The sequence below is a fragment of the Stenotrophomonas sp. genome (genome assembly GCF_035634915.1).
In the GTDB taxonomy this organism is placed as follows: domain Bacteria; phylum Pseudomonadota; class Gammaproteobacteria; order Xanthomonadales; family Xanthomonadaceae; genus Stenotrophomonas.
On the sequence record NZ_DASQCB010000002.1, the window covers coordinates 201,576 to 215,419 of the forward strand.

At 66.3% G+C, this 13,844-nt stretch carries 14 protein-coding genes; 6 read left to right on the forward strand and 8 right to left on the reverse strand.

The window, feature by feature from the left end; all coding sequences use genetic code 11:
• The first annotated feature begins 9 nt into the window (after positions 1-9).
• On the forward strand, positions 10-633 hold the full coding sequence (locus tag VER16_RS02190) for a rhomboid family intramembrane serine protease (protein WP_324805231.1): 624 nt from the start codon (positions 10-12) through the stop codon (positions 631-633).
• A gap of 49 nt (positions 634-682) precedes the next feature.
• On the opposite strand, the gene VER16_RS02195 is transcribed toward VER16_RS02190, so the two are convergent.
• The gene (locus tag VER16_RS02195) at positions 683-844 is read right to left on the reverse strand and encodes a hypothetical protein (protein ID WP_324805232.1); all 162 of its coding nucleotides are present in this window, start codon (positions 842-844) and stop codon (positions 683-685) included.
• A gap of 209 nt (positions 845-1,053) precedes the next feature.
• On the opposite strand from VER16_RS02195, the gene VER16_RS02200 reads away from it, so the two are divergent.
• From VER16_RS02200 to cfa, 3 genes are all read left to right on the forward strand, one after another.
• A complete protein-coding gene (locus VER16_RS02200; protein WP_324805233.1) occupies positions 1,054-1,356 on the forward strand; it encodes a GNAT family N-acetyltransferase in 303 nt (100 codons plus the stop codon).
• Positions 1,357-1,419: 63 nt separating this feature from the next.
• Positions 1,420-2,274, forward strand: a complete 855-nt coding sequence (locus tag VER16_RS02205; protein WP_324805234.1) for a DUF3298 and DUF4163 domain-containing protein — start codon at positions 1,420-1,422, stop codon at positions 2,272-2,274.
• Between the two features lie 17 nt (positions 2,275-2,291).
• Positions 2,292-3,407: a cyclopropane fatty acyl phospholipid synthase gene (cfa, locus tag VER16_RS02210; protein ID WP_324805236.1), complete on the forward strand. Its 1,116-nt coding sequence runs from the start codon at positions 2,292-2,294 to the stop codon at positions 3,405-3,407.
• A 94-nt stretch (positions 3,408-3,501) separates the two neighbouring features.
• Here the strand turns inward: cfa and VER16_RS02215 are convergent, their stop codons facing one another.
• Positions 3,502-5,667, reverse strand: a complete 2,166-nt coding sequence (locus VER16_RS02215; protein WP_324805238.1) for a M3 family metallopeptidase — start codon at positions 5,665-5,667, stop codon at positions 3,502-3,504.
• Positions 5,668-5,807: 140 nt separating this feature from the next.
• On the opposite strand from VER16_RS02215, the gene VER16_RS02220 reads away from it, so the two are divergent.
• Entirely contained in the window at positions 5,808-6,287 is a 480-nt protein-coding gene (locus tag VER16_RS02220; RefSeq protein WP_324805239.1) for a glutathione peroxidase, read from the forward strand.
• 87 nt (positions 6,288-6,374) lie between these two features.
• Here VER16_RS02220 and VER16_RS02225 read toward each other — a convergent pair whose 3' ends face one another.
• The 6 genes from VER16_RS02225 to VER16_RS02250 form a co-directional block, all read right to left on the reverse strand.
• Positions 6,375-6,908 (reverse strand): TlpA disulfide reductase family protein, encoded by a 534-nt coding sequence (locus tag VER16_RS02225; RefSeq protein WP_324805240.1) that lies wholly within the window; start codon positions 6,906-6,908, stop codon positions 6,375-6,377.
• 99 nt (positions 6,909-7,007) lie between these two features.
• The gene (locus VER16_RS02230; protein WP_324805241.1) at positions 7,008-7,787 is read right to left on the reverse strand and encodes a ferredoxin--NADP reductase; all 780 of its coding nucleotides are present in this window, start codon (positions 7,785-7,787) and stop codon (positions 7,008-7,010) included.
• Between the two features lie 94 nt (positions 7,788-7,881).
• The gene (locus tag VER16_RS02235; protein WP_324805242.1) at positions 7,882-9,738 is read right to left on the reverse strand and encodes an ABC transporter ATP-binding protein; all 1,857 of its coding nucleotides are present in this window, start codon (positions 9,736-9,738) and stop codon (positions 7,882-7,884) included.
• A gap of 49 nt (positions 9,739-9,787) precedes the next feature.
• Complete coding sequence (locus VER16_RS02240) at positions 9,788-10,612, reverse strand: hypothetical protein (protein WP_324805244.1); 825 nt, start codon at positions 10,610-10,612, stop codon at positions 9,788-9,790.
• A 75-nt stretch (positions 10,613-10,687) separates the two neighbouring features.
• On the reverse strand, positions 10,688-11,137 hold the full coding sequence (locus tag VER16_RS02245) for a carboxymuconolactone decarboxylase family protein (RefSeq protein ID WP_324805245.1): 450 nt from the start codon (positions 11,135-11,137) through the stop codon (positions 10,688-10,690).
• A gap of 36 nt (positions 11,138-11,173) precedes the next feature.
• On the reverse strand, positions 11,174-12,070 hold the full coding sequence (locus VER16_RS02250) for an RNA polymerase sigma-70 factor (protein WP_324805246.1): 897 nt from the start codon (positions 12,068-12,070) through the stop codon (positions 11,174-11,176).
• A gap of 149 nt (positions 12,071-12,219) precedes the next feature.
• On the opposite strand from VER16_RS02250, the gene VER16_RS02255 reads away from it, so the two are divergent.
• Complete coding sequence (locus tag VER16_RS02255; RefSeq protein ID WP_200732169.1) at positions 12,220-13,737, forward strand: fumarate hydratase; 1,518 nt, start codon at positions 12,220-12,222, stop codon at positions 13,735-13,737.
• Positions 13,738-13,844: the final 107 nt, after the last annotated feature.

Genomic DNA, 13,844 nt, shown 5'->3' on the forward strand with positions numbered 1-13,844 from the left:
TGAGCCGACATGACCCCCGTCAATCTGCTGTTGATCGCCATCACCGCCGTCCTGTCGTGGATGGCGTTCAACAACCGCAAGCTGGCCGACCGCCTGATCCTGTGGCCGCCGGCGGTGGATCGCCACCGCCAGTACGACCGCCTGATCACCTACGGCTTCATCCATGCCGACTGGTCGCACCTGATCTTCAACATGATCACGCTGTTCTTCTTCGGCGGGCAGATCGAGAAGGTGATGCTGTCGTTGACCGGCAGCTGGCTGACATACCCGGCGTTCTACCTCGGGGCGCTGCTGGTCTCGATCCTGCCCAGCTACCTGAAGAACCAGAAGAACCCCAACTACCTGAGCCTGGGCGCGTCAGGCGCGGTGTCGGCGGTGCTGTTCGCCTTCATCCTGCTCAGCCCCTGGACGATCATCCTGGTGTTCTTCATTCCGGCGCCGGCGATCATCTATGCCGTGTTCTACGTCGGCTACAGCATCTGGATGGACAAGCGCGGCGGCGACCGCATCAATCACAGCGCGCACCTGGCCGGTGCCGCGTTCGGTGTGATCTTCATGCTGGCCATGCAGCCGGCCATCTTTGGCCACTTCCTGCGCGAGCTGTCCAACCCCAGCTTCGGCCTGGGCGGCTGAAGCGTGCCAGGGGTCGGATCCGGCGGATCCGACCCCGCAGTACCCTGTGTCAGGCCTTGGTCGTCTGGCCGTAGGTATCCAGCAGCCGCGAATACACTTCCTCGCCGATGCGCTGGAAGTCCTGTTCTTCGGTCTGGCCTTCCACTGCCAACTGCAGCAGGCCTTCCAGCAGGGCGCGGTCGGTATCGGTTGGGGACGGGTTGGGGTGCATGACAGGCCTCCACGGCAGAGTGCGATAGCTTCGTTCGCAAGGGCCGTGCCAGTGCGGCCGTACCCCTGCGAAGGGGTTAGCGGCCGCCATCGATGCAGCTTGAGGGCCGGATCTGACGCAAACTGACCAGATTTGCCCCTGTTCAGGCTTCACGCCGTCATGGCGCCCGGCTGCGCACCATGCGCGCAGTCGTCGCAGGAGACAGTTCCATGGCTTCGGTCACGCCCCCCGGTCTGGCCTACGAGGTCGAGCACGACCAGGCCAACCACCGTTTCATCGCCCATGTGCGTGGATACCGGGCGGTGCTGGACTACCAGATCAAACGCAGGCGCATGGTCATCACCCACACCGAAGTGCCTGAGCCGATCGCCGGCCGTGGCATTGCTGGTGAGCTGACCCGCGTCGCACTGCGCTTTGCCCGCGAGCACAAGTACAAGGTGGTGCCGGCGTGCGCCTATGCCGAGGCGTTCCTGGAGCGCCACGAGGAGTTTCACGACCTGCTGGTAGGCTGAATGCAGCGGGCCACGCTTCAGCCATTGCAGGCGATGATGTACGAACATGAACAGGGGATCCCGATGAAGACTGGAAACAACCAGCCGCTGCGCGCAGGCGCGCTGGCTGGGGCAATGGGCGTGCTGCTGCTGGCCGGTTGCCAGCGCGGTGAACAGGCGGCTCCGGCCAGTGATGCGGCGCCGGCCGCTGAAGCCGCTGCGACTGAGCCCACGCCGCCCGCCGAGGCGCCGCTGGACCTGCGCGACGTGGTGGAGAACAACGAACGTGAAGTGGTCGGCATCAGCTATCCCGCTGGCATCGACCGCTACCCGGGCCTGGCACGCGCGCTTCAGGAGTACGCCACTTCCGCCCGGGGCGACCTGCAGCAGGCACTGGATGGGCTGGGCAACGACAAGCCGCCCATGCCCTACGAGCTGTCGCTGAGTTTCGAGAAGGTGCTGGAAACCCCGCAGCTGGTGGTGGTCAGTGCCGATGGCAGCCGCTACACCGGTGGCGCCCATGGCGAGCCGCTGGTGGCGCGTTTCGTGTGGCTGCCGCCGCAGCAGCAGATGCTCAGTGCCGCCACGCTGGTGGCCGATGACAAGGGCTGGAAGGCGATCAGTGATTTCGTCGCCGACCAGCTGCGCGAGCGCGTGGCCACCCGCCTCAGCGGTGAGGACATGGAGCCTTCCGATCTGCAGGAATCGCTGCGCAATGCTTCGCGGATGATTGCCGAAGGTACCGGCCCGCAGGCTGAGAATTTCAGCCAGTTCCAGCCGTTGACCGACGACAGGGGCCAGATCACGGCGCTGCGTTTCGTGTTCCCGCCCTACCAGGTGGGCCCGTATTCGGATGGCACGCAGACGGCCGATGTCCCGGCCGCGGTGCTGCTGCCGCACGTGGCCAAGGATTACGTGGCGCTGTTCGCAGGCGGGTAACCGCAGACGGAGGACGCGTGGATACAGGGTTGCAGGAGCGGGTTGCCGGCCTGCTCCAGGAAGCCGGGGTCCGCATCGGCGGCACCCAGCCACAGGACATCCAGGTGCATGATCCGCGCTTCTTCGCGCGGGTCATGGGCCACGGTTCGCTCGGCCTGGGCGAGAGCTACATGGACGGCTGGTGGGACGCCAACGTTCTCGACGAATTCCTGGTCCACCTGATGATGGCCCACCTGGACGAACGCGTGCATGGCTGGCGCGAGGTGGCCGATGCGCTCAAGGCGCGGCTGTTCAACCTGCAGGCCGGGCAGGGCAGCTATGAAGTCGGCCGTCGCCATTACGATCTTGGCAATGATCTTTACCAGGCCATGCTTGGCCAGCGCCTGGTCTACAGCTGCGGTTACTGGCGCAATGCCGCCGACCTGGACGCTGCGCAGGAGGCCAAGCTCGACCTGGTCTGCCGCAAGCTGGGCCTGCGCCCAGGCCAGCGCGTGCTGGACATCGGCTGCGGCTGGGGCGAGGCACTGAAGTTCGCCGCCGAGCGGTACGGCGTCAGTGGCGTGGGCGTGACCATCTCGCAGGAACAGGCCGCCTACGCACGTGAGCTGTGCGCGGGCCTGCCCATCGAGATCCGCCTGCAGGATTACCGTGACCTGGATGAGCCATTCGACGCGGTGTTTTCCATCGGCATGTTCGAGCACGTGGGCGACAAGAACTACGACAGCTTCTTCGAGGTGGCCCGGCGCTGCCTGTCGCCGCGCGGGTTGCTGCTGCTGCACAGCATCGGCAGCAATGTTTCCCGCCACCGCACCGATCCGTGGATCGCGCGCTACATCTTTCCCAACTCGATGCTGCCCTCGGCGGCGCAGATCAGCCGGGCGTTCGAGGGCCGTTTCGTGCTGGAGGACTGGCACAACTTCGGCACCGACTATGACCTGACCCTGCAGGCGTGGCGGCGCAACGTGGAAGCCGGGTGGCCACAGCTGGATGCCCGCTACGACGAGCACTTCCGCCGCATGTGGCGGTTCTACCTGGCCGGGTCGATGGCCACCTTCCGCTGCCGGCATGCGCAGCTGTGGCAGCTGGTGCTGTCGCCGGAAGGCGTGCGTGGTGGGTATGTGGCGCCGCGTTGATCCGAACGTCCATCCACGCCATGCATGGATGGCCCCAACAAAAAAACCGCCCGGTTTCCCGGGCGGTTTTCGTTTCACTCAACCGCGCGGGCGATCAGTTGCCGGCACCGGTCAGGCCACGCTTCTCCAGCAGCGGTTCGATCTGCGGCTCGTGGCCGGCGAAATCGCGGAACAGCTGCATGGCGTCCACGCTGCCGCCCTTGGACAGCAGGGTCGCGCGGAAGTGGTCGCCGTTCCTGCGGCTCAGGCCGCCGTTGTCCTTGAACCACTTCTGGGTGTTGGCGTCCAGCACTTCCGACCAGATGTAGGCGTAGTAGCCGGCCGAGTAGCCGCCCATGATGTGGCTGAAGTACGGGGTCCTGTAGCGCGGCGGAACCGGCGCGTAGTAGATGCCGTCCTTTTCCAGCGCGGCGCGTTCGAACGCCATCACGTCCTTGGCGGCCGGCACCTGGTCGGCGCCGATCTGGTGCCAGCGCTGGTCCAGCATGGCTGCACCCAGGTACTCGGTGGTGGCGAAGCCCTGGTTGAACTTGGCCGCCGCCAGCACCTTGTCCAGCAGCGCCTGCGGCATGGCCGAACCGTTCTGGTAGTGCTTGGCGTAGTTCTTCAGGATGGCCGGGTTGTCCGACCACATCTCGTTGACCTGCGAGGGGAACTCGACGAAGTCACGCGGCACCGAGGTACCCGAGAAGTACGGGTACTTCACGTTGGAGAACATGCCGTGCAGGGCATGGCCGAATTCGTGGAAGGTGGTGGTCACTTCATCCCAGGTCAGCAGGGTCGGCTGGCCGGCCGGCGGCTTGGGGATGTTGAGGTGGTTGGCGACCACCGGCTTGAAGCCGGTCAGCTTGGACTGCGAGACATAGGAGTTCATCCAGGCACCACCGCGCTTGGAGGCACGCGCGTAGGGGTCGAAGATGAAGATCGCCAGCTGGCTGCCGTCAGCATCGAACACGTCATAGACGGTGACGTCGTCGTGGTACACCGGCAGGTCGGTGCGCTGCTTGAAGGTCAGGCCGAATTCCTGGTTGGCGGCGAAGAACACGCCGTTCTCCAGCACATTCTTCATCTCGAAGTACGGCTTGAGCTGGGATTCGTCGAAGTTGTACTTGGCCTGGCGGACCTTCTCGCTGTAGAACGCCCAGTCCCACGGCTCCAGGGCGAAGGTCTTCCTGCCGGCGGCCTTCTGTTCCTTGTCGATCATCGCCTGCAGGTCGGCGGCTTCGCGCTTGGCGTTGGCCACGGCGGCCGGGGCCAGCTTGCCCAGCATCGCGTTGACCGCTTCGGGGGTCTTGGCGGTCTGGTTGGTCAGGTTGTAGGCGGCAAAGTTCGGGAAGCCCATCAGCTTGGCCTTGTCGGCGCGCAGCTGCATGATGCGCGAGACCAGCGCGGTGTTGTCGAACTCACCGCCACGGCTGCCACGGCTGACCGAGGCTTCGTAGATCTTCTGGCGCAGCTCGCGGTTGGCCAGGTTGGTCAGCGGCGGCTGGCCGGTGGTGTTGAGCAGGGTGATGACGTACTTGCCGTCCAGGCCACGGGCCTTGGCGGCTTCGGCGGCGGCGGCGATCTGCTCCTGGGACAGGCCGTCGAGCTGCTTGACGTCGTCGACGGTGATCGCCGATGCATTCACTTCTGACTGCACGTTCTGGCTGAACTTCGTGCCCAGGTTGGCCAGCTCGGCGTTCATGGTCTTCAGCGTGGCCTTGTCGGCCTCGGACAGCTTGGCGCCGGCACGCACGTAGTTGTCGTAGTACTTCTCGACCAGGCGCACGCCTTCGGCGTCCAGGCCCAGCTGGGTACGGCTGTCATACAGCGCCTGGATGCGGGCGAACAGCTTGCCGTTCAGCGCGATCGCATCGCTGTGCGCGGCGAACTTCGCCGAGTAGTCGGCCTGCAGCTTCTTGCGCGCATCGTTGGTGTCGGCGCCGACCAGGCTGAAGAACACGGTGGTCGCGCGGTCCAGTACGTCACCGCTCTTTTCCAGGGCGATGATGGTGTTGTCGAAGGTCGGCTTGGCCTTGTTGTTGGCGATCGCCTCCACTTCCTTCAGCTGCTGCGCCATGCCGGCGTCGAAGGCCGGGGCGAAATCGCTGTCCTTGATCCTGTCGAACTGCGGGAAGTGCAGCGGCAGCGGGCTTTCGGCGAAGAACGGATTGGCCTGCTGCGCGTTGGCAGCGGCCGGGGTGGCGGCGCTGGCCGAATAGGCGGGCAGGGCAAGGCCGAGGGTCATGGCCACGGCAAGGGCAAGGCGGGTGGTCAAGGCGGTACTCCGGTAAGACAGACAAGTGCCCGAGGGTAACCCGCCCCGCCCGGGTGCCACTTGTGTCAAAAGGCATGCCCGGTGCCGCCCACCGGTGCGGCCTGCGATTACCATGGGGCTTCCCACCCGGACCGCCCGCCATGCCCAACGCTTTCGACTTCGCTTTCGTGGACCTGGACGGCCAGCCGCGGGCGCTGGCGCAGTACCAGGGCCGCCCCTTGCTGCTGGTCAACGTCGCCAGCCGCTGTGGTTTCACCCCGCAGTACACCGGCCTGGAGCAGCTGTGGCAGGACTATCGTGATCGTGGCCTGGTGGTGGTGGGCTTCCCCTGCAACCAGTTCGGCGGGCAGGAACCAGGCGATGCGGCGCAGATCCGCCAGTTCTGTTCGCTGGATTATCCGGTCAGCTTCCCGATCTCGCAGAAGATCGAGGTCAACGGCGCCGGTGCCGACCCGCTGTGGCACTGGCTGTCGCACGAGAAGCGCGGCCTGCTGGGCATTGCCCGCATCAAGTGGAACTTCAGCAAGTTCCTGGTCGACCGCCAGGGCCAGGTGGTGGCGCGCTATGCGCCGACCACCAAGCCGGAACAGCTGCGCAGCGGGATCGAAGCACTGCTGTAACGGGTAGTGCCGGCCGCTGGCCGGCAACCCCATGACGGCCTGAGCGCCGGCCAGCGGCCGGCACTACCGGTGCAGGTCTGTGAACGGTCAGGAGCGGTCGCCCGCCGGGCGGGTGCGCACGTCCTCGGGCAGCACCGCCATGATCTCGTCGATGATCTGCGGCAGGCTGTCTTCCGAATAGCCGCGGTGCACGTGGGCGATGACGCCGTCGTGGCCGATGATGAACATGTGTGGGATGGCCTGGATGCCGTACTGCTCGCTGACAGTGCCCTTGCCGTCGTGGATGTAGTCCAGCACCGGCCAGTTGCGGTTGCGCACCAGTGCGGCGAAATCGGCGCGTGGTTCCTTGAAGTTCACCGCGTAGACCTGCAGCGCATCGTGGCCGATGACCGACTGCAGCTTGGCCAGGATCGGCAGTTCCTTGCGGCACGGGCCGCACCAGGACGCCCAGAACGTGACGATGACGACCTTGCCGTGCTGGGTCGACAGGTCGACCATGTCGCCTTTGCGGTCCTTGCCCAGCAGCTGCGGCGGAATCTCGCCGGCTTTCGGTGACGCGGCGGCGGCGGCCATGCTGGTGGCCAGCAGGAGCAGCAGGGCGGCAAGGGGGGAGCGGATCATCCTGATCATCTGCATCGTTCCGGGCAGGTGCCGGCCGGACGGCCAGCGGCCGCCCACTATAAAGGAGAGCCGGCCAGCGGCCGGCGCTACCGTTGCAGATTATTTTTCGACGAAGGCGCGTTCGAACACGTAGTGGCCGAGCTGGCCGATACGCGGCGACACCTGGAAGCCACGCGCGTCGAGCACGGTGCGCAGGTCGGCCAGCATCTGCGGGCTGCCGCAGATCATCGCGCGGTCGTTTTCCGGGTTCAGTTCCGGCAGGCCCAGGGTGCGCTGCATCTCGCCGCTTTCCATCAGCTGGGTCAGGCGGCCCTGGTTGGCGAACGGTTCGCGGGTCACGGCCGGGTAGTACAGCAGCTTCTCGCCGATCATCTCGCCGAGGAACTCGTGCTCACGCAGTTCCTTCTCGAAATAATCGCGGTAGGCCAGGTCCTTTTCGTAGCGCACGCCGTGGCAGAGGATCACCTTCTCGAAGCGCTCGTAGGTTTCCGGGTCCTTGATGACCGACAGCCACGGCGCCATGCCGGTGCCGGTACCCAGCAGGTACAGGTTCTTGCCCGGGTGCAGATCGCTGATCAGCAGGGTGCCGGTGGGCTTCCTGCCGACCAGCACCTTGTCGCCCGGCTTGATGTGCTGCAGGCGCGAGGTCAGCGGGCCGTCCTGCACCTTGATGCTGAAGAACTCCAGGTGTTCTTCCCAGTTGGCGCTGGCGATGGAGTACGCGCGCAGCAGCGGCCGCGCCTCGGTCTCCAGGCCGATCATCACGAACTGGCCGTTCTCGAAACGGAAGCCGCTGTCGCGGGTGAGGGTGAAGCTGAAGTAGGCATCGGTCCAGTGGCGGACCTCAAGCACCGTTTCGGCGCCGAAAGCGGAAGACATGGGGGCACATTCAGGCAATGGAGTCGTCCCCGTCATTCTACCTCAAATGAGAGGGGTTCTCATTATCCGTAACGAGAGGCGTTCTCAGGGCCGTTCAGCGGTAGCCGGCGGCCTGCAGTTCGAACAGTTCGGCGTAGCGCCCGCCCTGGGCCATCAGCTCGTCGTGGGTGCCGCTGGCTTCCAGCCGGCCCTCGGCCAGCACCAGGATGCGGTCGGCCATGCGCACCGAGGAAAAGCGGTGCGAGATCAGCACGGCGGTACGCTGGTCGGCCAGTTCGCGGAAGCGCTGGAACACCTCGAATTCGGCGCGGGCATCCAGCGCGGCGGTGGGTTCGTCGAGGATCATCACCTGCGCATCGCGCATCCACGCGCGGGCGATGGCGATCTTCTGCCACTGCCCGCCGGACAGGTCCACGCCCTGCTTGAAGCGGCGGCCGATCAGCTGCCCGTAGCCGCCGGGCAGGGCATCGATCACCTCTTCGGCCATGCCGCGGCGCGCAGCGTCGGCGATGCGCTCCTGGTCGGCCATCGCCTCGACCTGGCCCACGCCGATGTTCTCGCCGGCGGTGAGGTTGTAGCGCACGAAGTCCTGGAAGATCACGCCCAGGTTGGCGCGCAGGTCGTCCAGGTCGTAGTCGCGCAGGTCGCGGCCATCGAGCAGGATGCGGCCCTCGTCCGGTTCGTACAGGCGTGCCAGCAGCTTGACCAGGGTGGTCTTGCCGGCACCGTTCTCGCCCACCAGGGCCAGCACCTCGCCGGCGTGCAGCTGGAAATCGAGGTGGCGCACCGCCCACTGCTCCGCATCGGGGTAGCGGAAGCCCACGTTCTCGAACACGAAGCCCTGCTGGATCGGGCGCGGTACGGCAACTGCGCCTTCGCGTGAGTGGATTTCCGGTTCGATCTGGAAGAACGAATACAGATCGTCCAGGTACAGCGCCTGGCTGGCCACCTGCGAGAAGCCGATCAGCAGGCCTTCCAGCAGCTGGCGCAGGCGCAGGAAGCTGCCGGCGAGGAAGGTCAGGTCGCCGATCGAGAAATCACCGCGCACCGTGCGCCAGGCGATATAGGCATAGGCGGTGTAGTAACCCAGCGTGCCCAGCGCCGCCAGCACCGTCCCCCAGAACGCGCGCCGCCGCGCCAGCGCCCGGTTGGCCAGGAACAGCGCCGCCGACAGCCGCCGGTAGCGGTCCACCAGGAAGCGGTGCAGGTTGAAGATCTTCACTTCCTTGGCTGTTTCCACACTGGCGCCGAGCTGGCGCAGGTAGTCCAGCTGGCGCCGCTCCGGCGTCCACAGGAAATTGAGGCTGTAGCCGGCGGCGTTGAAATGCGATTCGCCGATGAAAGCCGGCACCAGCGCCAGCGCCAGCAGCAGGATCAGCCACGGCGCATAGACCAGCAGGCCGACCGCCAGGCTGGCCACCGTGATCGCATCCTGCACCTGGCCGAACAGCTGGCTCATCAGATTCATCCGGCCCATGGTCTGGCGCCGCGCGCGGTCCAGCTTGTCCTGCAGGTCGGGGTCTTCAAAGTCCTCCAGGTCCAGGGTGGCGGCGTGTTCCATCAGGCGCACGCTGGTGGCGTTGGCGAACAGCTCCGACAGCAGCGCATCGGCATAGCTGACCAGCCGTCCGAGCAGGTCGGAGGCGATGGCCAGGCCGAATTCCAGCGCCAGCAGGCCCAGCAGCGGATTCAACAGGCCACTGGACAGCGCCTCGCCCAGCGGCGGGAAGCCGGCCCCGTGCTGGCTCAGGTGCAGGGCGGTATCGATGATGAGCTTGCCCACGTACAGCATCGCCACCGGCAGCAGTGCCCGGATCAGGCGTAGGCCAAGGCTGGTCAGGGTCAGCGCGGGGCTGGTCTGCCACACCTGGCGCAGGAACGGCGGCAGGTTGCGCATCGCCTTGAAGCGCTGGCGCATGCTGGGCTTGGTGGCGGCGGAGGAGGCTGGCATGTCCGTCATTGTGCCCAGCTGCGCCGTGGCGGAGCGATGAACGACGGTTTCAGGGTTCCAGCGCGCCAATGACCTCGGGATAGCCGCCGAACCAGTGCTGCAGGGCCTCGGCATCGATGCCGTGCCTGCCGGTCCAGAAATCCACCGGGTAGCTCCAGTTGGAGGAATGCGACTTGGATGGCACCAGCCCTACGTTGACGAAGCTTTGCGCCAGACCTGCATGCTCGGGCGTGCGCAGCAAGCCGGCATGGCCCAGCACCTCGAGCAGATGGCCGGCCTGTTCCACCGTTACCTTCAGGCCAGGCACGCTGCGCACCCTCTTGAGCAGGCGGGTGGGGGTGTCATCCGGGGCCGTATCGTGGTGCAGCAACCGCAGCAGCGCGACCAGCGTGTCGGTCGAGGCGGGACGCCGATGCGGGGTACGGTTCTGGTGCTCAAGCACGAAGGTGATGATGTCCATCCCGCCGGCGATCACCGCCCCTGCCACGTATGTCACCGTGCTCAGCCAGGTAGGGTCGAAGGTTTGATTGCTCTGCCGCCCGCACACGTGGCACGCATGCGATGGATGAGGCACTTCGTCGTGGCGCGGGAAGTGCTGCATGAACGAGTACGCGGACAAGCCGGCGCGCAGATCGGGGCGGTTCTCCTCCATGCCGAGGATGAAGTTGTCCACCACGTGCGACTGGCTGGCCTGTGCGTAAGCGCTGAACATGCGCGCCTGCAGCGTGGCATGGTCGGGTGTCTCTACCGGCCACAGCAGTCCATGCTGCTCCAGCGTGGCCAGCAGATCGGGGCGCGCGTCCTCCCGGCTGCAGTACTGGCGCAGGGCCTTCAGGGCGGCGTTGCTGATTGGGCCGTCGGTTCCTGGCGGCATCGGTGGTTTCCATCCGTGGGTGACCGGCGAAGGTGCCGGTCACCCGCGCAGTTGTCAATCCAGCGTTCCGGCCCTTTACGGCAGCGGCGGCAGCAGCCCGGCACCCAGCCGGTTCCAGGCATTGATCACCGCGATGCCCATGCTCAGGTCACTGATGCCCTTCTCATCGAAGTGCGGTGCCAGTGCATCGAATGCCGCCTGCGAGGGCGCGCCCTCGGTCAGCCGGGTCAGGGCCTCGGCCCAGCCCAGCGCGGCACGTTCGCGTGCATCGAAGAAGCGGCTCTCGTGCCAGGCCGGCAGGGTGTCCAGCTTGCGCGGTTCGATGCCGCCCTTGCGCAGCGTAGTTGCATGCATGTCCATGCAGTAGCCGCAGCCATTGAGCTGGGATACGCGCAGGAACAGCAGTTCCATCAGCGTCGGGTCGATCGAACTGTCATGCACCGCCTTGCTGGTGGCCAGCAGGCCCTTGAACGCATCGGCGGCCAGGCGGGTGTAGGGGACGCGGGGAGAGGCATGGTCGGACATCTTCAGCTCCACGACGGCCACGGTGGCCGTCTTTCACTACAAGGACGCCGTGCCGTCCGCGTTCGTGACACGCCCGCGCAGTTTTTCCGGATTGAGCACGCTGTACACGTTGGCGATGCGGCCCTCGGCCACCTCGATGGTGGTCACCGAGTGCAGCTGGTCGCCGAGGAAGCGCAGGATCGCCGGCTCGCCATTGACCCAGCCCAGCTGCGCGGTCTGGCCCAGGCCGCGGCGTGCGATGGCCCAGAACAGGCGGCCGATGCGTTCGGCGCCCAGCAGCGGGCGCACCGCCGCGGTGACCACGCCGCCGCCGTCGGACACCAGCCGCGCGTTGGCATGCAGCAGCGCCTGGATGGCCTCGCTGTCGCCACGCTGGGTGGCGTCCATGAAGCGCGCCAGCAGCTGCCGGTGCTGGCCGCTATCGGCGTTGAAGCGCGGCCGTCCGGCCTGCAGGCGCTGTTTGGCCCGATGCACGAGCTGGCGGCAGTTGGCCTCGCTCAGGCCGAGCAGCGCGGCAATCTGCCGGTAGTCGTGGTCGAAGGCCTCCTTCAGCAGGAAGGCGGCGCGTTCCTCCGGGCCCAGGTGCTCCAGCAGGGTGAGGAAGGCCACCGACACCTCGTCGGTGCGGGCATGGGCCACGGCGGGATCGCTGGCCGGTTCTGCCGCCAGGCGGATCTCCAGCGGTTCAGCCAGCCACGGGCCGACGTAGTGGACCCGCTCGCGCCGGGCCGCACGCAGCCGGTCCAGGCCCAGCCGGGTGGTGATGGTGACCAGCCAGGCCTCGGGGTCGCGCACGGCGGCCGGATCGGTGCCGGACCAGCGCAGCCAGGCATCCTGGACCACGTCCTCGGCATCGCTGCGGCTGCCCAGCAGGCGGTAGGCCAGCGCCATCAGGCGCGGGCGGTGGGTCTGGAAGGCGGATTCAGTGTTCATGTCGACCAGGACGCCGGGGGAGGGAGCAAGCGTGACACGTGCGTCGTGCGATTGCCGGCCAGCGGCCGGCACTACCACCCCCCCTTGCGGGTGGGGGAGGGGGTAAAATGGGGGATTACCCCCGCCAGCCTTGAGCAAGCGAGCAAGCCGTGACATCGATCAAGCAGGAAGACCTCATCCAGTCCATCGCCGACGCGCTGCAGTACATCTCGTACTACCACCCGGTCGATTACATCAAGAACCTCGCTGCCGCCTACGAGCGCGAGGAGTCGCCGGCCGCGAAGGAAGCGATGGCCCAGATCCTGATCAATTCGCGGATGTGCGCCGAAGGCCACCGTCCGATCTGCCAGGACACCGGCATCGTCACCGTGTTCCTGGAAATCGGCATGGACGTGCGCTGGGACGACGCGACCATGGGCGTGGAAGACATGGCCAACGAAGGCGTGCGCCGCGCCTACCTGCACCCGGACAACAAGCTGCGCGCCTCGGTGCTGGCTGATCCGGCGGGCAAGCGCGTCAATACCAAGGACAACACCCCGGGCGTGGTCAACGTCAAGGTGGTGCCGGGCAACACCGTCGACGTCATCGTCGCCGCCAAGGGCGGTGGTTCCGAAGCCAAGACCAAGTTCGCCATGCTCAACCCGTCCGACTCGATCGTCGACTGGGTGCTGAAGACCGTGCCGACCATGGGTGCTGGCTGGTGCCCGCCGGGCATGCTCGGCATCGGTATCGGCGGTACCGCTGAAAAGGCGATGCTGCTGGCCAAGGAAGCGCTGATGGAGCCGATCGACATCACCGAGCTGCAGGCGCGTGGTGCATCCAACCGCATCGAAGAACTGCGCCTGGAGCTGTATGAGAAGGTCAATGCGCTGGGCATCGGCGCGCAGGGCCTGGGCGGCCTGACCACCGTGCTGGACATCAAGATCAACGACTACCCGACCCACGCGGCCAACCTGCCGGTGGCGATGATCCCGAACTGCGCCGCGACCCGCCATGCGCACTTCACCCTGGATGGCAGCGGCCCGGTGATGCTGGACCCGCCGTCGCTGGAAGACTGGCCGAAGCTGACCTACGACGCGTCCAAGGGCACCCGCGTGGACCTGGACACGATCACCCCCGAAGACGTGGCCAACTGGAAGCCGGGCCAGACCCTGCTGCTCAACGGCAAGCTGCTGACCGGCCGCGACGCCGCCCACAAGCGCATGGTCGACATGCTCAACAAGGGCGAGGAACTGCCGGTCGACCTGAAGGGTCGTTTCATCTACTACGTCGGCCCGGTCGATCCGGTGCGCGATGAAGTGGTGGGCCCGGCCGGCCCGACCACCGCCACCCGCATGGACAAGTTCACCGAACAGGTGCTGGCACAGACCGGCCTGCTGGGCATGGTCGGCAAGGCCGAGCGTGGCCCGGCCGCGATCGAGGCGATCAAGAAGCACAAGTCGGCTTACCTGATGGCTGTCGGTGGTTCGGCCTATCTGGTGTCCAAGGCGATCAAGGCGGCCAAGGTCGTCGGCTTCGCCGATCTGGGCATGGAAGCGATCTACGAGTTCACCGTGCAGGACATGCCGGTCACCGTAGCGGTCGATTCCACCGGCGAATCGGTGCACAAGACCGGCCCGCGCGAATGGCAGGCCCGCATCGGCAAGATTCCGGTGGTGGTGGAGTAATCCCCACCGGTTGCAGGGAAACGGCGCCGCAAGGTGCCGTTTTCCGTTTGACGCCACGGTAATGTCGGCACTGCCAGGCTTCGCTGGGTTTTCCGATGTAGTGAACA